General features: G+C 73.5%; 17 protein-coding genes and 1 pseudogene. 7 read left to right on the top strand and 11 right to left on the bottom strand.

What is annotated here, in order from left to right; all coding sequences use genetic code 11:
• The first annotated feature begins 1 nt into the window (after position 1).
• From DSM112329_RS22380 to DSM112329_RS22365, 4 genes and pseudogenes are all read left to right on the top strand, one after another.
• Entirely contained in the window at positions 2–697 is a 696-nt protein-coding gene (locus tag DSM112329_RS22380) for a TetR/AcrR family transcriptional regulator (RefSeq protein WP_354698773.1), read from the top strand.
• Between the two features lie 113 nt (positions 698–810).
• A complete protein-coding gene (locus tag DSM112329_RS22375) occupies positions 811–933 on the top strand; it encodes a hypothetical protein (protein ID WP_354698772.1) in 123 nt (40 codons plus the stop codon).
• Between the two features lie 15 nt (positions 934–948).
• Positions 949–2,151, top strand: coding sequence for a hypothetical protein (locus DSM112329_RS22370; RefSeq protein WP_354698771.1), 1,203 nt, complete (start codon positions 949–951; stop codon positions 2,149–2,151).
• A gap of 263 nt (positions 2,152–2,414) precedes the next feature.
• Positions 2,415–2,537: pseudogene (locus DSM112329_RS22365) on the top strand (HNH endonuclease); the annotation flags it as partial.
• Between the two features lie 80 nt (positions 2,538–2,617).
• On the opposite strand, the gene DSM112329_RS22360 reads toward DSM112329_RS22365, so the two are convergent.
• Together DSM112329_RS22360 and DSM112329_RS22355 are read right to left on the bottom strand one after the other, a co-directional pair.
• Positions 2,618–3,712, bottom strand: coding sequence for an alpha/beta hydrolase (locus DSM112329_RS22360; RefSeq protein WP_354698770.1), 1,095 nt, complete (start codon positions 3,710–3,712; stop codon positions 2,618–2,620).
• Between the two features lie 61 nt (positions 3,713–3,773).
• Entirely contained in the window at positions 3,774–4,505 is a 732-nt protein-coding gene (locus tag DSM112329_RS22355; RefSeq protein ID WP_354698769.1) for a glutathione S-transferase N-terminal domain-containing protein, read from the bottom strand.
• A 95-nt stretch (positions 4,506–4,600) separates the two neighbouring features.
• On the opposite strand from DSM112329_RS22355, the gene DSM112329_RS22350 reads away from it, so the two are divergent.
• Positions 4,601–7,540, top strand: coding sequence for an AMP-binding protein (locus tag DSM112329_RS22350; protein WP_354698768.1), 2,940 nt, complete (start codon positions 4,601–4,603; stop codon positions 7,538–7,540).
• Positions 7,541–7,561: 21 nt separating this feature from the next.
• Here the strand turns inward: DSM112329_RS22350 and ligA are convergent, their stop codons facing one another.
• Entirely contained in the window at positions 7,562–9,601 is a 2,040-nt protein-coding gene (gene ligA / locus DSM112329_RS22345; protein WP_354698767.1) for an NAD-dependent DNA ligase LigA, read from the bottom strand.
• 53 nt (positions 9,602–9,654) lie between these two features.
• On the opposite strand from ligA, the gene DSM112329_RS22340 reads away from it, so the two are divergent.
• Entirely contained in the window at positions 9,655–9,972 is a 318-nt protein-coding gene (locus tag DSM112329_RS22340) for an MTH1187 family thiamine-binding protein (protein WP_354698766.1), read from the top strand.
• Complete coding sequence (locus tag DSM112329_RS22335) at positions 9,969–10,463, top strand: tRNA (cytidine(34)-2'-O)-methyltransferase (protein ID WP_354698765.1); 495 nt, start codon at positions 9,969–9,971, stop codon at positions 10,461–10,463. The genes DSM112329_RS22340 and DSM112329_RS22335 overlap by 4 nt, the downstream gene beginning before the upstream one ends.
• Here DSM112329_RS22335 and DSM112329_RS22330 read toward each other — a convergent pair.
• From DSM112329_RS22330 to DSM112329_RS22295, 8 genes are all read right to left on the bottom strand, one after another.
• Positions 10,441–11,655 carry a glycoside hydrolase family 3 N-terminal domain-containing protein gene (locus DSM112329_RS22330; protein ID WP_354698764.1) on the bottom strand — a complete coding sequence of 405 codons (1,215 nt, stop codon included), beginning with the start codon at positions 11,653–11,655 and terminating at the stop codon, positions 10,441–10,443. The two genes, DSM112329_RS22335 and DSM112329_RS22330, sit on opposite strands and share 23 nt — an antisense overlap.
• A gap of 907 nt (positions 11,656–12,562) precedes the next feature.
• Positions 12,563–14,101: a peptidoglycan-binding domain-containing protein gene (locus DSM112329_RS22325; protein ID WP_354698763.1), complete on the bottom strand. Its 1,539-nt coding sequence runs from the start codon at positions 14,099–14,101 to the stop codon at positions 12,563–12,565.
• A 66-nt stretch (positions 14,102–14,167) separates the two neighbouring features.
• Positions 14,168–14,527 (bottom strand): hypothetical protein, encoded by a 360-nt coding sequence (locus DSM112329_RS22320; protein ID WP_354698762.1) that lies wholly within the window; start codon positions 14,525–14,527, stop codon positions 14,168–14,170.
• Positions 14,528–14,599: 72 nt separating this feature from the next.
• Entirely contained in the window at positions 14,600–14,956 is a 357-nt protein-coding gene (locus DSM112329_RS22315; RefSeq protein WP_354698761.1) for a hypothetical protein, read from the bottom strand.
• 115 nt (positions 14,957–15,071) lie between these two features.
• Positions 15,072–15,419: a hypothetical protein gene (locus DSM112329_RS22310; RefSeq protein ID WP_354698760.1), complete on the bottom strand. Its 348-nt coding sequence runs from the start codon at positions 15,417–15,419 to the stop codon at positions 15,072–15,074.
• A 117-nt stretch (positions 15,420–15,536) separates the two neighbouring features.
• The gene (fabI, locus tag DSM112329_RS22305) at positions 15,537–16,364 is read right to left on the bottom strand and encodes an enoyl-ACP reductase FabI (protein ID WP_354702520.1); all 828 of its coding nucleotides are present in this window, start codon (positions 16,362–16,364) and stop codon (positions 15,537–15,539) included.
• Positions 16,361–16,990 (bottom strand): MaoC/PaaZ C-terminal domain-containing protein, encoded by a 630-nt coding sequence (locus DSM112329_RS22300; protein WP_354698759.1) that lies wholly within the window; start codon positions 16,988–16,990, stop codon positions 16,361–16,363. The genes fabI and DSM112329_RS22300 overlap by 4 nt, the downstream gene beginning before the upstream one ends.
• On the bottom strand, positions 16,987–18,447 hold the full coding sequence (locus DSM112329_RS22295) for an acyl-CoA carboxylase subunit beta (protein WP_354698758.1): 1,461 nt from the start codon (positions 18,445–18,447) through the stop codon (positions 16,987–16,989). The genes DSM112329_RS22300 and DSM112329_RS22295 overlap by 4 nt, the downstream gene beginning before the upstream one ends.
• Positions 18,448–18,451: the final 4 nt, after the last annotated feature.

Raw genomic sequence — 18,451 nt, 5'->3', positions numbered from 1 at the left:
AATGTCAAACCTGTCGCGCGAAGCCGTCGGTCGAGCGGCCATCGATCTGGCCGACGCCGAAGGGATCGAAGCGGTCTCGATGCGGAAGGTCGCAGCCCGGATGGGGGTGGGGACGATGTCGCTCTACCACTACGTCCGCACGAAGGAGGACCTCTTCAGCCTCATGGGCAACGCGATCATGGGCGAGTTCCTGGTGCCGCCGGAGGAGATGCCGGACGACTGGCGCGGCGGGCTGCGCGCGATCGCGCTGCGGACGAAGGCGGCGTTCGACCGTCACCCCTGGATGCTGCTCGGGATGCTGCAGGGTGAGGAGGGTCCGCCCGGTGAGAACGTCATGCGCCACGGCAACCAGACGTTCGGGACCCTCGCCGCGTTCGACCTCCCGCCGGCCGAGCGCCTGCACCTGACCGGCACGGTCGACGAGTACGTGATGGGTCACGTGTTCCGCAAGCAGGTGGAACGGATCGAGCAGGAGCAGCAAGAGCACTTCGGCGACGACATGAAGACGTGGTTCGAGGACGTGATCGCCTCGGGCGAGTTCCCGCACTTCCGGGCGCTGTTCGGCGAGCGAGATCCGACCGCGGACGACGCGTTCGCGTTCTTCCAGGAGATGGACGCCATCGACCGCTTCGAGCAGGGCCTGGACCTCGTGCTGGACGGCATCGGCGTGGCGCTGGCCCGGCACGGCGCGGCGTAGCGACCGGTCGCGCGCGACGGGGAGTGGACTCGAACCCACGAGACCGACCTGCGACCGGCCGCGCAGATTCGCGGTTGCGCCCTCGGCCAGCGTCCCTTACCGTTGACCAGGTCATGTCCGCCGCCGTCGCCCACAGCACGATGCAGCCGTTCGCCCTCACGGGTGGGGCGCGTCCGTGGCTGGCACCGGCGACGTCGAACCTGACGAAGCCCATCGACCAGCGCTGCGGCGACTGAGCGGGAGTCCATCTCATGGCTTCCGCGACGTTCGCGGAAGCCACCACCACCAAGGTCCGGAAGGGCCGGGGAGTGGTGTGGGACCGCGACTCAATCATCACGGCCATCCAGGAATGGGTGGCCCGCTATGGCGAGCCGCCGCGTGCGGCCGACTGGAACCCGTCCTCTGCGAAGTGGTCGGCTCAGGACTGGCGTGTCGCCAGGTACCGGGCCGGTCGTGAGGACGGCTCCGCCTGGCCTGCGCTCAACTCTGCCAAGCGCCCGTTCGGCGGGTCCCTGAACGCTGCCATCCGTGCCGCCGGCTTCGAGCCGGCCAAGCCGGGGCCGCGGCGTCGGGAGACCGTCGACCTGACGCAGGCCCACGTCGCCGACCTCGGCGCCGATGGCCGCGCCATGGTCGACGCCGCCCTGGCGGACGTGAAGCAGGCTGAACGCCGGATCGCGCAGCTCGACGCGCAGCTGGACCGTTCGCGCACGCGGCTTGACGCCGCGCGTGCCGAGCGGGACGAAGCACGTCGGGCCGCGTCCAGGACGGTCGTGAAGACGAAGGTGGTGCGCGAGCGTGTCGTGGACGACGCGGCGGTCGCACGGGCCGTCTCGAGGGCGAAGGTCCTCGAGGACAAGGCACGTGCGGCGGTCGCCGACGCCAAGGCGCTCGTGGCCGAGGCCCGCATGGATGCGGCCGAGGCCCGCGGCACCACCAAGCGTCTGGCGGCCCGTCAGGAGCGGTCGGAGGCAACGGTGCACGCCCTGCGCGACGAGCGCAGGGAGCTCACCGAGGCCATGCACCGTGCCGAGGATCGGGCGCTCGCGATGGAGCGGGCGCTCGCCGAGGCGCGTGCCGTCGCTGCCGTCCGTGTTGCACAGCCGTCTGCTGAGAAGGTCGTCGTCCACGTCGAGGCCCCCGAGGCCGCGGTCGTGCGCGACGCCCTCGAGGAGGCGGAGGCAGCACGGCGGGAGGCAGACGGTGCCCGGGTCCGGGAGGCGGCCGCGGAGCGTGAGCTCCGTGCCACCGTCGCCGCGGTCAAGGGCGAGCCCCGGCGCCTGACGGCGGCGGAGCTGGACGAGCTGCGGGCCTCCGGGCCGGCAGGGCCGGCAGTGTTGGCGAAGGCGCTCAGCGACCTGGCCGCGGCACGCCGGACCAACAACCCGACCGCGCTGGCCGAGGCTCTCGGAGCCCTCGCGCAGGCAGCGGTCACCTGGCAGGAGCGGCTGTAGATACGCCGCCGCTCCTGCCGGTCGGAAGACACGGCAGGGGCGGCAGCAGGTTCGTCGCTCCTGCCTCCCGCGGGACTGTGGAGCGACGAACGATGACCCTCACCCTCACCCGAAGACCGACCACCGAAGCCGTGCTGGCGGAGTTCGTGCGGGACGACGCCGGGACGCCGCTCGGCGCGCGGGCCGGCAGCAGCGGCAGGCCGCTGCGGACCGACGGGCAGTCGCACTACGACGCGTGGCTCGCGCAGCTGCGGCGCGAGGCGTGCGCGTACTGCGGTGCGCCGGGCGGCACGGTCGACCACGTCGAGCCGCGGTCGCAGGCGGCGCGTGGCCTCGGCGGTGCCCACTCGTGGCTGAACGTCGTCGGCGCCTGCGGCCCCTGCAACCAGTCCAAGCGGGACCTCCCGCTGCTGGAGTTCCTGCGCCGCCGCGCCCGCCGCTGACGCCCCCGCCGGTGAGGCGGGGGTCAGGCCGGGGTGGCGGACTGCTCGCGGAGGGTCGCGACCGCCGAGGCCGCGAGGCCCATCCGCAGCGCGCCCGCCATCTCGATGACCGCGTCCCGCGAGGTCTTCGAGATCGACGTCATGTTCGCGAACCCATGGACCAGCCCGTCGTGGCGGCGGACCACCGTCGGGACGCCCGCCGCCGCCAGCGCCGCGCCGTACGCCTCGCCCTCGTCGCGCAGCGGGTCGAAGCCCGCGGTGGTGACGTAGGCCGGCGGCAGGTTGCTGAGGTCCTCGGACCGCAGCGGCGCCGCACGCAGGTCGTCGAGCACCGGGGCGTACGCGCCCATGAACCAGTCCATGTCCTCCTGCACGAGGAAGAAGCCCTGGCTGAACAGCTCGGCCGACCGGGTGCTGCGCGCGCGGTCGGTCGCGGGGTAGATCAGCAGCTGGAACGCGGGGACCGCGCTGCCCGACAGCAGCGCCTGCTGGGACACCACGGCCGAGAGGTTGCCACCCGCGCTGTCCCCGCCGACGCCGATCCGGGCCGGGTCGATGCCGAGCGCCGAGGCATTCGCGTGGATCCAGTCGAACGCGGCGATGCAGTCCTCGACGGCGGCGGGGAACGGCGCCTCGGGGGCGAGCCGGTAGTCGATCGCGATGACCGTGACCCCCGCGTGGAAGCACAGCATCCGGCACAGCTCGTCATGGGTGTCGAGGTCGCCGAACACGAAGCCGCCGCCGTGGAAGAAGACGAGCGCGGGCTGGGGGCCGGTGGCGGCGCCGGGCGCGTCGTAGCGGCGCGCCGGCAGCGGACCGACGGGGCCGGGGACGGTCAGATCGGTGACCGCCTTGACCCGCGGGAGCGGGGACGCGCTGACGATGGCGGTCCGGCGCACCTCGGCCCGGGTCGCCTCGGCGCCGAGCGCGGACCACGGCCCGGGCGCCGCGGCCTCGAGCGCCTTCAGGATCAGCTGGATCTGCGGGTCGAGCGTCAGCCCGTCCCGGACGATCGGCTTGCCGGCCAGCAGCCGGACGGTCCGCGGGGACAGCCGCGCCATCGCGCGGGCGCCGGCCCGCTCGGCACGATCACGGGCGGTGAGCTTGTAGGAGGCCATGCCGGGAACGCTACTGGCTCCCCGGCCAGCCGTCAGCGGCCACCCCGGCGTGGCTGCAGGTTCAGCGCGCCGGCACCCAGCCGGCCGGGAACGCACCCGCCGGGACGTGGCCCGGGTACTCGGGGAACCAGCGCCGGGCGATCCGCTCTCCGGCGCGCCCCTCCAGCAGCGGCACCAGATCCCCGATCGTCAGCAGGACGCGGACCGTCGCGCCGATCTGCAGGTCCGCCGCGTTCGCGTGCTCGCCGCCGATCGTCCCCGCCGCCGCGAGCGCGTCGATGTGGTCGACCTTCGCCGGCAGGCCCGCGAGGTCCTCGGCCAGCAGCGCCGCGCTGATCCCGTGGTACTTCCAGGACGCGTGGACGTAGCGCATGGCGAAGTCCGTCCCCGGCCCGTCGAGTGGCTCGCCGCCGCCGAACGTGCCGAGCGACTCGGGCCGGAAGTGCATCGCGCCCCACGTCAGCCGCCGGCCGAGGTCCTGCAGGTGCTCGTCGCCCCACGCCTCGGCCTCGACCACGGCGTCACGGATCGCGTCCGGGAACAGCGGCGGATCGGGCACCAGCTCCTCGAGCCGGGCCAGGATCGGCCGCGACCCGTGGACCGGCTCGCCGTCCACCGTCATCCCGGGGACCGTCCGGCCGTCCGGGCCGTAGATCGCCTCGAGCTCGTCGCCGTGCCGGCCGGCCTGCAGCGCGACCTTCTCGTACTCCAGGCCCTTCAGCCGCAGCGCCGCCTCGGCGGTCATGCAGGGGTGGGACGGGGGCAGGACGTGGAGGACGATCGCGGGGGACATCCCCGCATGCTATGACGTTTTCTGGAGCGCTGCGGACCCCGGACGACGCGCTCAGACACACCGTGCGCCCGCGCGAACCGATACCGTCGCGCCTCATGGCGACCATCCCGAACCCGGTTGCACGCCTCGGCGCGCTCGCGCAGAACGCCCTCGAGGTCGCCCGCTTCGGTGGCCTCGACACGGGCGAGGAGCCGGCGCCCTACGAGGTCGTCACCGAGCAGCGCGTCTTCAAGCTGCGCCGCTACTACGCGGACGCCGTGCCCCCGGACGCGCCCGCGGTGATCCTCGTCCCGCCGATGATGCTCGCCGCAGAGGTGTGGGACGTCTCCCCGCACGCCAGCGCGGTGCGCGAGCTGCACCAGTCGGGCATCGACGCGTGGGTCGTCGACTTCGGCTCCCCGGGGGAGATCGAGGGTGCGCTCGAGCGGACCCTCACCGACCACGTCGTCGCCGTGAGCGACGCGGTCGATCAGGTCCGGAAGATCGTCGGCAAGGACGTCCACCTCGGTGGCTACTCCCAGGGCGGGATGTTCTGCTACCAGACCGCGGCCTACCGCCGGGGCAAGGGCCTGTCCAGCCTGATCACCTTCGGCAGCCCGGTCGACACGCGCGGCGTGATCCCGTTCGGCCTGCCCGAGGAGACCATCGCCGCCCTCGCCGGCCTCCTGGGCGGCGCGCTCGGCGGCAATCAGCTCCCGGCCTGGGCGTCGCGTGCCGGCTTCCGGCTGCTGGACCCCGTGAAGGCCGTCCGCCAGCAGATCGACTTCGTCATGCAGCTGCACGACCGCGAGGCGCTGCTCCCGCGCGAGGCGCAGCGGCGCTTCCTGCAGGCCGACGGGTTCGTCGCCTGGCCCGGCCCGGCGCTCGCGGACTTCATGCGGCAGTTCGTCGCGCACAACCGGATGCTGCGTGGCGGGTTCGTGATCGAGGACCGCCTCGTCACGCTGGCCGACATCACGTGCCCGGTGCTGACCTTCGTCGGCGAGGTCGACGAGATCGCGCCGCCGGCCGCGGTCCGCCCGATCGTCTACGCCGCGCCCCGCGCCGACGTCTACGAGAAGTCGCTCCGCGCCGGGCACTTCGGCCTCGTCGTCGGCTCGGCCGCCACCCGCGAGACGTGGCCTGCGGTCGCCGCCTGGAGCAAGTGGCGCGAGGGCAACGGCCCGCTCCCGGAGGAGATCAAGCCGGCGGACGAGTCCGTCGCGGTCGTGTCGCCCGGCGTGAGCCCGCGCGCCGGCTACGCGATCGAGCTTGCCGCCGGGGTCAGCGCCGGCCTCGTGCGGACCGCGGTGACCGGTGCCGGCCGCACCGTCCACACCGTGCGCGAGCTCGGCGTCGAGGCCGCCGAGCAGCTGCCCCGCCTGAGCCGCCTGGAGCAGGTCCGCCCGCGGACGCGCGCGTCGCTCGGCCTGATGCTCGACGAGCAGCAGGCCAAGAACCCGGACGCCATCCTGTTCCTGTTCGAGGACCGGGCCCACACGCGGTCGGCGGCCAAGCACCGCATCGACTCCGTCGTCCGTGGCCTGATCTCCCTCGGGGTCCGCCAGGGCGAGCACGTCGGCGTCCTGATGGACATGCGGCCCAGTGCGCTGACGACGGTCGCGGCGCTTAACCGGATCGGGGCGGTCGCGGTCCTGCTGCGGCCCGACGGCGCGGTGACGCGCGAGGCCCGGCTCGGGCAGGTCTCCCGGATCGTCTGCGACCCGCAGCACAAGGAGATCGCCGGGCAGGTGGACGCCCAGATCCTGGTCCTGGGCGGCGGCTCGGAGGACCGTGACCTCGGCCCCGGGGTCATCGACATGGAGCGCATCGACCCGGACCTGGTCGAGCTCCCGCGCTGGTACCGCCCGAACCCCGGACGCGCCCGCGACCTCGCGTACATCCTGTTCACGGGCGAGGGCGAGCGGACGCGCATCAACCGCATCACGAACGGCCGCTGGCTGCTGTCCGCCGTCGGCACCGCGTCGTCCGCCTCGCTCGGCAGCGCCGACACGATCTACTCGGTCACGCCGGTCTACCACCCGTCGGGCCTGCTCGTCGGCATCGGCGGTGCGATCGCCGGCGGCGCCCGGATCGCCATGGCGCGCCAGTTCGACCCGACCACGTTCTGGGACGAGGTCCGCCGCTACGGCATCACCGTCGTCACCTACACGTGGACGATGCTCCGCGACATCGTCGAGGCGCCCCCGCACCCCGGGGAGCGACACCACCCGGTGCGGCTGTTCGTCGGCTCGGGCATGCCGCCCGCGCTCTGGCGCCGTGTCCTCGAGCGCTTCGGGCCGGCCGGCGTCGTCGAGTTCTACACCTCGTCGATCGGCGACTCCGTGCTGGTGAACCTCGGCACCCGCAAGATCGGTGCGATGGGACGGCGCCTGCCCGGGAGCGCGCGCGTGCGGATCGCCGCGTACGACTCCGACCAGGGCCGGCTGCGGACGGGCAAGGACGGGTTCGCGATCGTCTGCGAGCGCGACCAGGTCGGGATGCTGCTGGCCGAGGCCGACATCGACGACCCGACCGGCAGCGACAGCGCGCTGCGCGGGGTGTTCCGCCGGGACGACGCGTGGCTGGCGACCGGCGACCTGTTCCGCCGGGACGTCGACGGCGACTACTGGCTGGTCGATCCCGTCGGCTCGCTGATCCACACCGAGCGCGGCGCGATCCCGAGCGCGCCGATCCGCGACGCCCTCGGCCGCCTGGACGCCGTCGACCTGGCGGTCTGCTTCGGCGTGCCGTCGGGGGAGCACGGGCGGGCGGTCGCGGTCGCCGCGGTCACGCTCCGCGACGGGAAGGAGCTCACCCCGGCGCAGGTCACCGAGGCCCTGGCGCGCCTGGAGCCGCACTGCCGCCCGCAGGTCGTCCGCGTCGTCGCCGAGCTGGCGGTCACGACGTGGTTCCGTCCGCTCTCCGGCCCGCTGCGCGCCGAGGGCATCCCGACCGTCGGACAGGACCTGCCGGTCTGGTACTTCGACGAGAGCCGGGCGTCCTACCGCAAGCTCACGCTGGCCGCGCGCAAGAAGCTCGTCGAACGCGACTGAGGGCTGCCGGGCGGCGGCGGGTCAGCCGGCGACGCCCGCGTCCTTCAGCCAGCCCCAGAGCTCGTCGGGGCCGACCACGGTCACGCCGAGCTTCTCGGCCTTGTCGGTCTTCGCGGCGCCGACGTTCGCGCCCGCCAGCAGGTAGGTGGTGGTGCTCGAGACGGACGAGGACGCCGTCGCCCCGGCCTGCTCGACCAGGCGCGTCAGGTCCGGCCGGCTGATCTTCGCGCCGGTGACGCCGTGCGTGAACGCCCCGGTCACCACGACGGTCGCGCCCTTCAGCGGCGAGTCGGCCGCGGCGGCGACGTCGACGGGCCGGTCCTCGTCGAGGACGTCGAGCGAGACGCCGAGCTCGCGCAGCGCGGCGACCTCGGTCACGACGACCTCACGCCGGAAGAACGACACGAGCGACTCGGCGACCTTCGGGCCGATGTCGCGGATGGCGACGAGCTCCTCCTCGGTGGCGGCCACGATGTCCTCGAGGCGCTCGTAGCCCGCCAGGCACAGGCGCTTCGCCGTCCCGTCGGACGCCATCGGGATCGCGAGGCCGATCAGCGCGCGGCGCAGCCCGAGGCCTTTCGTCCGCTCGATCGCGTCGATCATGTTCTTCGCGGACGTCTCGCCCATGCGCTCGTAGGCGAGCATCTGCTCGACGGTCAGGCGGTAGAAGTCGGCGCGGGTCTGCAGGACGCCCTCGTCGGCGAGGCGCTCGATCCAGACGTCTCCGACGCCCTCCATGTCGGCCGCGGGGCGCGACGCCCAGTGCATCAGCCGGCGCGTGACCTGGGCGGGGCACTGCAGGTTCGCGCACCAGCGTTCCTCGCCGGTGCCGCGGACCTCGAGCTCCTCCTTGCACGAGGGGCAGTGGGTGGGCGGCTCGATCACGACCTCGCTGCCGTCGCGGTCCTCGACGATGGCGCGGCCGGCGAACGGGATCACGTCGCCGCGCCGGACGACGGCCACGGTGTCGCCGATGCGCAGGTCCCGCTCGCGGATCAGGCGCGGGTTGTGGAGCGTGATGTTCTCGACCGTGACGCCGCCGACGAAGACCGGGGCGACGCGGGCGCGGGGGGCGATTCGGCCGACCTTGCCCACCTGCCACTCGACGCCCAGGAGCTTCGTGGTGCGCTCCTCGGGCGGGTACTTGAAGGCGATCGCACCGCGCGGCTCGGCCGAGTTGTAGCCCGCGGCGTCGAACTCCGCCGGGTCGTGCAGGCGGACGACCGCGCCGTCGATGTCGTAGTCCAAGCCGTCTCGGCGCTCGCCGATGGCCGTGATCTGCGCGATGACGGCGTCCGCGTCGTCGCAGACCACGGTCGCCGCGTCCACGATCCTGCCGCCGAGCGAGTCCACGTCGACCGCGGTGCCGTCCCGGTCGGCGCCGAACGCGAAGAACCGCAGCAGCCGGTTCGCGGCGGCGGCCGCCACGGGGTCCTTCTGCATCAGCGTCCCCGCGGCGCCGCTGCGGGGGTTGGTGAGGATCTTGTCCGGATGGGCCTCGTTGTAGGCCGTCCAGATCGAGCGCAGCATCACGGCCTCGCCGCGGACCTCGATGCGGCCGTCCCCGGTGACGGTGTGCGGCAGGTCCGGGATGACGTGCCGGACCTTGTCGGTGACGAGCTCGCCGACGTCCCCGGTGCCGCGGGTGGCGACGTAGTCGAGCTTCCCGTCCTGGAAGACCACGCTCAGCGACAGGCCGTCGAGCTTCTCCGACACGCGGAACACCTTGCCGGGGAAGCGGTCGCAGAACGCACGGATCTGCTCGTCCGTGTTCGCCTTCGCGAGCGACAGCATCGGCCGCGCGTGGCGGATCGTCGGGCCGGTCAACTGCGACGGCTGGTTGACCTTGTCGAGCGGGTTGTCCGCGGGGGCCAGGTCGGGATGCTCGGCGACGAGCGCGGCGAGCTCGTCCTTGACGGCGTCGAACTCCGCGTCCGGGACGGGGGAGTCGCCGGTTCCGTAATAGAGGTCGTTCAGCCGCTGGACCTCGGCGGCGAGCTCGGCGATCCGCGCGCCCGGGTCGGGAGCGGCGGGGTCGGCTTCGGACGACGGCTTCGACACCGGTGCATCCTCCCGCACCGGCCGGTCGCCAAGGGGCCGTACCGTGTCGGACCATGGCCACTGCCGACCTCACCATCCTCGCCCTCGGGCGGCCCGACCCGAGCGCGAGCGCGTACATCGCGGAGATCCAGCGCCGGCTGGCCGCGCAGGACCGCGTGGGCTACGCGATGCACGCCATGGGGACGTCGCTGGAGGGCTCGACGCAGGACATCCTCGCGGTCGTGGGGGAGCTGCACGGCGTCCCGTTCGAGCTGGGGATCCCGCGTGTCTACACCGTCCTGAAGCTCGACGAGCGCCGCGACAAGGAGCAGTCGCTGGCGGACAAGGTGGCGTCCGTGGAGCGGCGGCTGGCCGCGGAGCCGCCGGCGTGATCCGGATCCTCTTCTACGAGCCGCGCATCCCGGGCAACACGGGCAACGCCATCCGGCTGGCGGCGGCGACGGGCGCCGAGCTGCATCTGGTCGAGCCGCTCGGCTTCGACCTCACGGACGCGAACCTGCGCCGGGCGGGCCTGGACTACCACGACCTGGCGAGTCTGACCGTGCACCCGGACCTGCCGGCGGCCTGGTCGGCGCTGCTGCCCGCGCGCGTCTTCGCGTTCACGACCCACGCGACGCGCTCCTACGTCGACGTGGCCTACGCGCGCGGCGACGTCCTGCTGTTCGGCCCCGAGCCGAGCGGGCTGCCGGACGCCGTGCTGTCCGACGGTGCGGTGACCGACCGGCTGCGGATCCCGATGCTCGAGGGTCGTCGCTCGCTGAACCTCAGCAACAGCGTCGCGATCGCGGCCTACGAGGCCTGGCGGCAGCTCGGGTTCGCGGGCGCCGGGCCGGGCGCCGTCAGTCCGGGAGCTGCGCCTTGAACCGCAGGACGGCTGCGGCGGCGTCGCGGACGCGCGCCGCGGGCAGGTCACCGGCCTTCAGCTCCGCCAGCAGCTTGGTGTAGGCGAACGCGGACGCCCCGGGGTCACCGGCGTAGAGCAGCAGGTCCAGGCCCGCGACGAGCGCCCGGTGGCCAGGTCGTTCACGCCCGTTGATCGCGGCGGCGTTGAGGTCGTCGCTGATCGTGAGGGCGCTGTCGGGGACGCCGGCGCGCCCGAGCTCCCGCGAGTAGGTGGCGGCGGTGAGGACTGCCGGGGCGTCCGGGTCCAGGAGCTTCGGGTAGGTCGCGTTGCTCATCATCACCGCCGTGCGGCCGGCCCCGGCACAGCGCTCGTACGGGGCGTAGTCGCTGCGGATCGTGGCGGCGCTCGACGTGATGGTGATGCGGCCGTCGTCGGTGTTGCCGCTCGCGCGCCCGAGCCCCGGGAAGTGCTTGAGCGCCGCGCCGACGCCGGCGGTGCGCAGGCCGGCGGCGAACGCGCAGGCGCGCTGGGCGACGCGGACGGGGTCGGTCGCGAAGGCGCGCGTGCCGAGGAACGAGCCTTTGACGCGCTTGACGTCGACGACGGGGGCGAGGTCGAAGTTCACGCCGGCCTTGCGCAGCAACCGGCCGGTGGCCTTGCCCTGGGCCTGCGCGACGCTCGCGCTGGTCATGCTCGCGGCGGCGCGGTCGGGCGGCCCGGGGAGGCGCTTGACGATGCCGCCCTCCTGATCGGTCATCACGAGCAGGGGCGGGTTGCCGCCGGCCTTCGCCGCGTCCTGCATGCGGTCGACGGCCGCGCGGGTGCGCGTGATGCCGCCGCTGACGTTGCCCGCGAACAGGATCACCGAGCCGAGCTCGCCGCGGCGGATCCGGCCCAGGAGCGCGTCGGAGGGAGTGGGTCCGAGATAGCTGCCGGCCAGGGTCTGACCGAGGGCCTTGTCGACGGGCAGCGCCTTCTGGGCCTTCTGGGCCGATTGGGCTGTCGCCGGGGTGGTGGTGGCGGCCGGGGTGGTCGCGGTGCGCGGCAGCTCGGCGGGCGTCGTCGCTGCGGGTGCCGTGCTGGGCGCGGCCGTGGTGGCAGCGCGGCTGTCGCCCCCGTCGTCGTTCTTGACGTAGGACCCGATCGCTAGCGACACGATCATCACGGGCAGGATCGCGTTCTTGATGCGGTCGGAGGTCTGGCCGGACACTTTCCGAGCGTACCCAGGCGGGCCCGGGGGCGCGCCGCGCGTGTCGTCGGTCAGGCCGGACGCGTTGCGCGTAGCGGCCTTTGTGGTCTTGGGCGCTGACGCGGGGGCCGGGTGGTCGGGGGTCGGTGGCGCTGAGGGCCTGGTGGTCGGGGGTCGATGGCGCTGACGCCGAGCGCCTGGTGGTCGGGGGTCGGTGGCGCTGACGCCGAGCGCCTGGTGGTCGGGGGTCGGTGGCGCTGACGCCGAAGACTGCCCCGGTAGCGGCGGCTTTGAGAACGGCGGGCTGTTGACGGCGGTGAGCGCTGGGACGTTGCGGGGTCTCGCGTGCGGGGCGTGGGGCGGGCGGCTGGCCGGTTGGGCGGGTGGTGGATCGCACGGCTCCCAGGCCGGGTGGAATGCCACTGGCTGCTGCCGGGCGGGGCGAGTGGTGGATGGCACGGCTCCCGGCCGGGTGGAATGCCACTGGCTGCTGCCGGGCGGGGCGAGTGGTGGATGGCACGGCTCCCGGCCGGGTGGAATGCCACTGGCTGCTGCCGGGCGGGGCGAGAGGTGGATCGCACGGCTCCCAGCCCGGCACAACGCCACCGGCCGCCGCCGCCCCGCCGCCCCGCCGCTGGCGCACGCTCGGAGGATTCGACGGGACAGGCCCGCGGGAGCCTCCACGCAGCCGGCGCCGGCTTGGACGCGCGGAGGATTCGACGGGTCAGGTCCGCCAGACCGTCCGCGCGTTGCGCGCACGGTCGCGCCCGCCCCCCACGGTTCCTGCCCCCGGCCCACTCGCGGTCACCAAGGTCCGCACGGCCGACCGTCGCGAGCGCGCCGTCGTTGAGGCCGTTTCGCGTTCCGGGAAGGCCGTCGCTCCATCGTCCGGGGACAACCCCGCTCGGCACCCGGGGCTACGACTGCGCTACCCGCCCGCGCCGCCGAAGCCCTGCGTCGGGATGTCCGTCCGCGGGGCGCCCGCAGCCGACCGCAGCGCCGTGGTCGTTGCCGCCGTGCGCGGGGCCGCCGGGGCCTTGCGCCCGGACCAGTCGATCGGGACGTTCGGCTCGAGCAGCACCGCCTGCCAGGTCGCGGGGTCGGTCTGCCCGGACGGCGTGAAGCCGCGTGCGGTCTGCAGCGCCTTGACCGCCGCGACGGTCGCGGCGTCGAAGCTGCCGTTGACCTTCACGGCCGGGGCGAACGTGGTGAGGTGCTGCTGCAGCCAGACGACCTGGTCGCCCTTGCTGCCCTTGCGCAGCACCGGCCAGCCCGGGTCGGGCAGCGTGATGGGCGCGGGGACGGGGGCCGCCAGCGTCGTGAAGGCAGCGTCCGTCGTCTCCTGCCAGTCCCACCACGACAGCCCGCCCGCCCCGTAGGACAGCCAGACCTGGCGGAAGCGCTGCAGCTCCGACGCCGCGGGCTTCTGGTAGGTCTGGCCGAGCGGCGCGATCGGCACGCCGTACGGCCGGTTCTGCGCGAATGTCCGGGCGCTCACCGCGTCCACGGTCCCGCCGATGTCCTTCCAGTACACCTGCGGCTGGTTGACCTGCGCCATGCCCGGACCGAGGAAGACCGAGTACGGCAGCGACGGGTGGTAGTCGACGTACGGGAACGAGGTCAGCGCCAGCGGGTAGGCCGCCCCGACGCCGGCGCGCAGCGCTTTCATGTAGGTGGACGCCGCCGAGTAGCGACCCTCGTACTGCGTCTCGGCGTCGACGACGAAGCAGTCCGCCCCGCGCCTGACGGCCTCGACGGCCGCGGCCGCCTCGCCGGTCGGGTAGGAGCCGTAGACGAACTGCCAGCCGCAGACGCGCAGCCCGGCCGCCTTCAGGGTGGTGATCAGCGCGGGTGTGAACTGCCGCCACACGTTGCGGCCGTCGGCGGCCTTGACGAACACGGTCTTGAACCCGGCCGCGGTGGCGCGGCGGGCGATCGCCGCGACGCTCCCGCCCTCGGTCTTGGGGAGCTCCCAGATCCACATGCCGTGGCCCGCGAAGCTGTCAGGCAGCCCGCTGACGACCGGCGCCCGGGCCGGAGTCGACCCGCCGGCGAGCACGCGGATGCGCTTCGCCGCCGAGCGGCGGCCGGCGCCGTCGGTGACGGTCACCGTGACCGACCCGGCGCGCGTGCCGACGGGCACCCGCGCGGTGTAGCCGTTGCGGTCGCTGCGGAGCTTGGTCGCCAGCGCGCCCGTCGGCCAGCGGAAGCTGACCCGCATCCCGTCGCGCAGGCGCCGCCCGCTGAACTGCAGCAGCCGACCCGGCGCGACGGCCACCCCGCCGGCGCACGCCGCGCTCCCGGCCGGGACGCAGCGGATGACCGTGATCACCGGGGTGCGCGAGGCCGCCTCGGCCTCGGCGGCCGCCGGCAGGCCGCCGCCGACCGCGGTCAGGAGCAGGACGGACGCCGCCCTGCGTGCGAGCCGGCGCCGGCCGGCCTGGATCTGTGGAGTCCGCGAGACCATCGGCACTGCAACCCGGGTTCGGGGCCCGAAGTTGCCCTCCTGCCGCCGGACCCGGCGGGTGGCGCGTCAGCCGCTGACCAGCCACTCGCCGTCCACCTTGACGAACTCGATGACGCCCTCTCCCGCCGCGTCCTTGATCGTGGCGGTGGCCTTCGCGCCGTCGATCTCGACCTTGACGAGGGAGGTCTTCGCGTTCTTGCGCCCAGCGGCGGACGCCTTGACGCAGCCGGCCTTCGTGCCGCCGAGCTGCTTCAGCAGCGCCGGCGTGAGGTGGTCGCAGACTGTCGCCGGGTCCCTGGCCACGTCCCTGACGATCGCCGTGATCCTGTCCTTGTCGCTGCTGCCGTCGTCCCCGCCGCAGGCGAGGACGGTGAGCGCGAGCGCCGGGGCCATGAGCGCGGCGGGCGGCTTGCGTGAGAAGACCATGGTCCGGTGTCCGCGAGGGGCGGGAGGCCGGTCCGGCAGGTCGGCCGCGGCGTCAGCCGCGGCCGCCACCGCTCAGCCGGAGACCTTCCAGTCGTCCCCGGACTTCGTGAACTTGATGGAGTTCGCGCCGGTCTTGTCGGTGACCGTCGCCGTGGCGGAGTCGCCGTTGACCTTGAGGTTGCTGACGTCGGCCTTCTTGTCGCCGTCGTCCTGCTCCTTGGCGACCTTCTTGCACGCATCGACCGTGCCGCCGAGCTGCTTCAGGAGGGCCGGCGTGACGTGGTCGCAGATCGACGCCGGGTCGTTCGCGCCGTCCTTGATGATCGACCGGATCTGGTCTTCATCGCTGTCGCCGCCACCGCCGCCACACGCGGCGAGGGTGAGGGTGGGGACGACGAGGAGCGCGTACAGCTTGCGTGAGATGGCCATGGGTCCGTTCGGGTGAGGTTGGTGATCGGCTGGACAATCCGCCCGCGGGGCCGTCCGGTCGCTTTAGGTCGAAGATCGACCCGTCTCTAAAGCTAACTTAATCTCCGCTCAATGGCTACTTGATCGCCGTGATGACCCAATCAGACCCAGGGCGGGCGAACGTGACCGTCTGGTTGCCCTGCGAGCCCGAGATGGTCGCCGTCGCGGCGGTGCCGTCGACGACGACGCTCTTGATGCTGACGTCGTCCTGCTTGTCGTCGTCGGCCTTCGCCTTGGCCTTGCACTCCTTCACCGTGCCGAAGGCGGTGAGCAGGGTGGGCGCGAGGTGATCGCAGATCGTGCTCGGGTCCTTCCCGCCGTCCTTGATGATCGCGGTGAGCTTGTCCTCGTCGGAGTCGCTGCCGCAGGCGGCCAGCAGCAGCGTGGTGGTCGCGAGCGCCGCGATCAGGCGTGGGTGCCTCATGCCCGCATTGAATCAGCGTGTCCGGTGGCGTGGGCGCACGGCATCCGGCCCCCGGGGCCGAGATGCGCTCTTCGACACCCGGGTCGACGCCCGTCGCATCTCGGCCCGATGGGGGGGTCAGGCCGGGGTGGTGAGCGGGGGCGCGGTGGACTCCCCGGAAGACAGCGACGGCAACGGTGAGCCCATGGCGTGGTAGCCGCCGTCCACGTGCAGCACCTCGGCGGTGATCGCCCGCGCGTGGTCGGAGAGCAGGAAGCAGACCGCGGACGCCACCGGCGCCGCGTCCGTCGCGTCCCAGCCCAGCGGCGCCTGCGACTGCCAGGCGCCGGCCAGACCGTCGAAGCCGGGGATCCCGCCGGCGGCGGCGGTCTCGATCGGACCCGCGCTCACCAGGTTGCAGCGGATGCCGCGGGCGCCGAGGTCGCGGGCCAGGTAGCGCGAGACCGACTCGAGCGCGGCCTTGGCCACGCCCATCCAGTCGTACGCCGGCCACGCCACGGTCGCGTCGAAGTCCAGGCCGACGATCGAACCGCCGCCCGCCTCGTCCATCAGCGGCGTGACGGCGACGGCGACCTCGCGCAGGGAGATCGCGCTGGTCTGGAACGCGGTGAGGGCGCTCGCGGTCGGCGCCTGGAGGAACCCGCCGCCGAGCGCGTCCCCGGGAGCGTGCGCGATCGCGTGCAGGATGCCGTCGACGCTGCCCCAGCGCTCGCGCAGGTCGGCGGTCAGCGCCGTGAGGTCGTCGGGGTTGTTGACGTCGAGCTCCAGGATGTCGACGGGCTCGGGCAGGCGGGTCGCGGAGCGCTCGGTCATGCGCCGCGTGCGGCCGAAGCCGGTGAGGACGATGTCCGCGCCCTGCTCCTGCGCCTGCCGGGCGACCTCGAACGCGATCGAGTCCTTGGTCAGGACCCCGGTGATGACGAGCTTCTTGCCGGCCAGCATCAGAACGGCACCGGGCAGTACGCCCCGGTGGGATGCAGGTCCTCGAGGTACGCCGCCGGCACCGCCTGGATGCCCTCGACCACGCGGTCGACGGCGGTTGGGCCGGTGGCCGTCGCGACCACGGCGAGCTCGGGCTCGGCCGCCGCGACGTGGTCCGTCGACCACAGCACGTCGATCGACGCGCGGGTCAGCAGCTTGCCGTGCGCGTCCTTGATCCGCCAGGAGAACGTCACGATGCCGGCCTCGTCGGAGATCGCGCTCAGGCCGCTGACGCTGCCCTCGACGTGGATCGTGTCGCCCAGCTTCACGGGGCGCTTGAAGACGACGTCCCCGATGCGGCGCAGCGCGAGCACGCGCGCCGGGTCCAGCGGGACCAGGCCGACCGCGTAGGAGATCGTGAGCATCCCGTGCGCGACGCGCTCGCCGAACGGCCCGGACGCGGCGAAGTGCGCGTCGGTGTGCAGCGGGTGGTAGTCGCCGGTCAGCGCCGCGAACTGCACGACGTCGGTCTCGGTGACGGTGCGGCCGCGGCTGACGAACGTCAGTCCCGCGGCGAGCGCCTCGAACGGCGCGGCCCAGTCGATGACGGCCTCGGCGGCCTCGGTGTCGCGGACGAAACGGGGGGTCATAGGGGCACGTTCCCTGTCGGTTGCTGGGTGCGGTGGTGGCCCTCGAAGCCGGCGTAGGCGGCGATCAGCCGCGCGCGGGTCTCGTGGGGGGCGATGACCTCGTCGACGAACCCACCCGCGGCGGCGGACGACACGTCGAGGTGGTCGCGGGTGTACTCGTCGGCCAGCCGGTCGCGCGTGGCGTCTGGGTCGTCGGCCGCGGCGATGGCGCGGCGCTGGGTGATGCCGACGGCCTGCTTCGGACCCATGACGCCGAGCTGCGCGCCGGGCCAGGCGAGGACGAGGTCCGCGCCGAGGTCCTTCGAGTTCATCGCGATGAAGGCACCGCCGTAGGCCTTGCGCAGCATCACCGTGACCTTCGGGACCTGCGCCTCGGCGAACGCGTAGACGAGCTTCGCGCCGTGGCGGATGACGCCCTGCTCCTCCTGCTTGACGCCGGGCAGGAAGCCGGGCGTGTCGACGAGGACCAGCAGCGGCAGGCCGAAGATGTTGCAGGTGCGGATGAAGCGCGACGCCTTCTGGGCGCTGCTCGCGTCCAGGACGCCGCCCAGGTAGCGCGGCTGGTTGGCCACGATCCCGATCGCCCGCCCGTCCAGGCGGGCCATGGCGCAGACGACGTTCTTCGCGAACTTCGGTTGCACCTCGAGGATCCGGCCGCCGTCGACCAGCGACTTGGCGACGTCGCGCACGTCGTAGACCTGGCGGTCCTGCGCCGGCAGGATGCTGTCCGGCGCGCGGCCGGGCGGGTCGACGGACGGCCAGCGCTGCACCGCGGCGCCGGAGTGCTGCGGGAGGTGGTCCAGGATGTCGCGCGCCAGCAGGGCGGCGTCGACCTCGGTCGGCGCGGTCATGTGCACGACGCCGTTGCGGCCGTGCACCTTGGGGCCGCCGAGGCCCGTCGCGTCGACGTCCTCGCCGGTGACCTCCTTCACGATCGCCGGGCCGGTCAGGAACATCGCCGCCGACTCCGTCATGACGATGAAGTCCGTCAGCGCCGGCGCGTAGGAGCCGCCCCCGGCGCAGGCGCCGCAGATGATCGAGATCTGGGGGATGACGCCGCTGAGGGCGACGTGCTCGCGGAAGATGCGGCCGTACCCGCCGAGGGCCGCCGTCCCCTCCTGCAGGCGCGCGCCGGCCGACTGGACGAAGCCGATCAGCGGGACGCGGGCCCGGCCCGCAGCGCGCATCACGGCGACGATCGAGTCCGCGTGGGCGGCGCCGAGCGAGCCGCCGATGAACGACGGATCCTGGGCGAAGCAGAAGATCGGGCGGCCGTCGACGCGGGCGGACGCGGTCAGGACGCCGTCGCCCGCGACCGCGCGCTCACCCATGCCGGTGCTGCGGACGGCGGTCCGCAGGAGGTGGATCGAGCCCGGGTCGCAGAGGACCTCCAGGCGCTCGAGCGCGGTGAGCTTCTCGTCGGGGCGGGGCGCGAGCTGCAGGGCGGGCGGGGTCATGGTC

Source organism: Paraconexibacter sp. AEG42_29, from assembly GCF_040581415.1.
Classification (GTDB): domain Bacteria; phylum Actinomycetota; class Thermoleophilia; order Solirubrobacterales; family Solirubrobacteraceae; genus Paraconexibacter.
Note: the sequence above shows the minus strand (reverse complement) of the source record. Positions and strands in the feature narration are given on the sequence as shown.

Coding starts and splice junctions, on each gene's coding strand:
- DSM112329_RS22380 (WP_354698773.1), top strand. CDS start 2: ATGTCAAACCTGTCGCGCGAAGCCGTCGGTCGAGCGGCCATCGATCTG.
- DSM112329_RS22360 (WP_354698770.1), bottom strand. CDS start 3,712: ATGGCCTCCTACAAGCTCACCGCCCGTGATCGTGCCGAGCGGGCCGGC.
- DSM112329_RS22375 (WP_354698772.1), top strand. CDS start 811: ATGTCCGCCGCCGTCGCCCACAGCACGATGCAGCCGTTCGCCCTCACG.
- DSM112329_RS22340 (WP_354698766.1), top strand. CDS start 9,655: ATGGCCACTGCCGACCTCACCATCCTCGCCCTCGGGCGGCCCGACCCG.
- DSM112329_RS22295 (WP_354698758.1), bottom strand. CDS start 18,447: ATGACCCCGCCCGCCCTGCAGCTCGCGCCCCGCCCCGACGAGAAGCTC.
- DSM112329_RS22320 (WP_354698762.1), bottom strand. CDS start 14,527: ATGGTCTTCTCACGCAAGCCGCCCGCCGCGCTCATGGCCCCGGCGCTC.
- DSM112329_RS22350 (WP_354698768.1), top strand. CDS start 4,601: ATGGCGACCATCCCGAACCCGGTTGCACGCCTCGGCGCGCTCGCGCAG.
- DSM112329_RS22370 (WP_354698771.1), top strand. CDS start 949: ATGGCTTCCGCGACGTTCGCGGAAGCCACCACCACCAAGGTCCGGAAG.
- DSM112329_RS22355 (WP_354698769.1), bottom strand. CDS start 4,505: ATGTCCCCCGCGATCGTCCTCCACGTCCTGCCCCCGTCCCACCCCTGC.
- DSM112329_RS22300 (WP_354698759.1), bottom strand. CDS start 16,990: ATGACCCCCCGTTTCGTCCGCGACACCGAGGCCGCCGAGGCCGTCATC.
- DSM112329_RS22325 (WP_354698763.1), bottom strand. CDS start 14,101: ATGGTCTCGCGGACTCCACAGATCCAGGCCGGCCGGCGCCGGCTCGCA.
- DSM112329_RS22310 (WP_354698760.1), bottom strand. CDS start 15,419: ATGAGGCACCCACGCCTGATCGCGGCGCTCGCGACCACCACGCTGCTG.
- DSM112329_RS22315 (WP_354698761.1), bottom strand. CDS start 14,956: ATGGCCATCTCACGCAAGCTGTACGCGCTCCTCGTCGTCCCCACCCTC.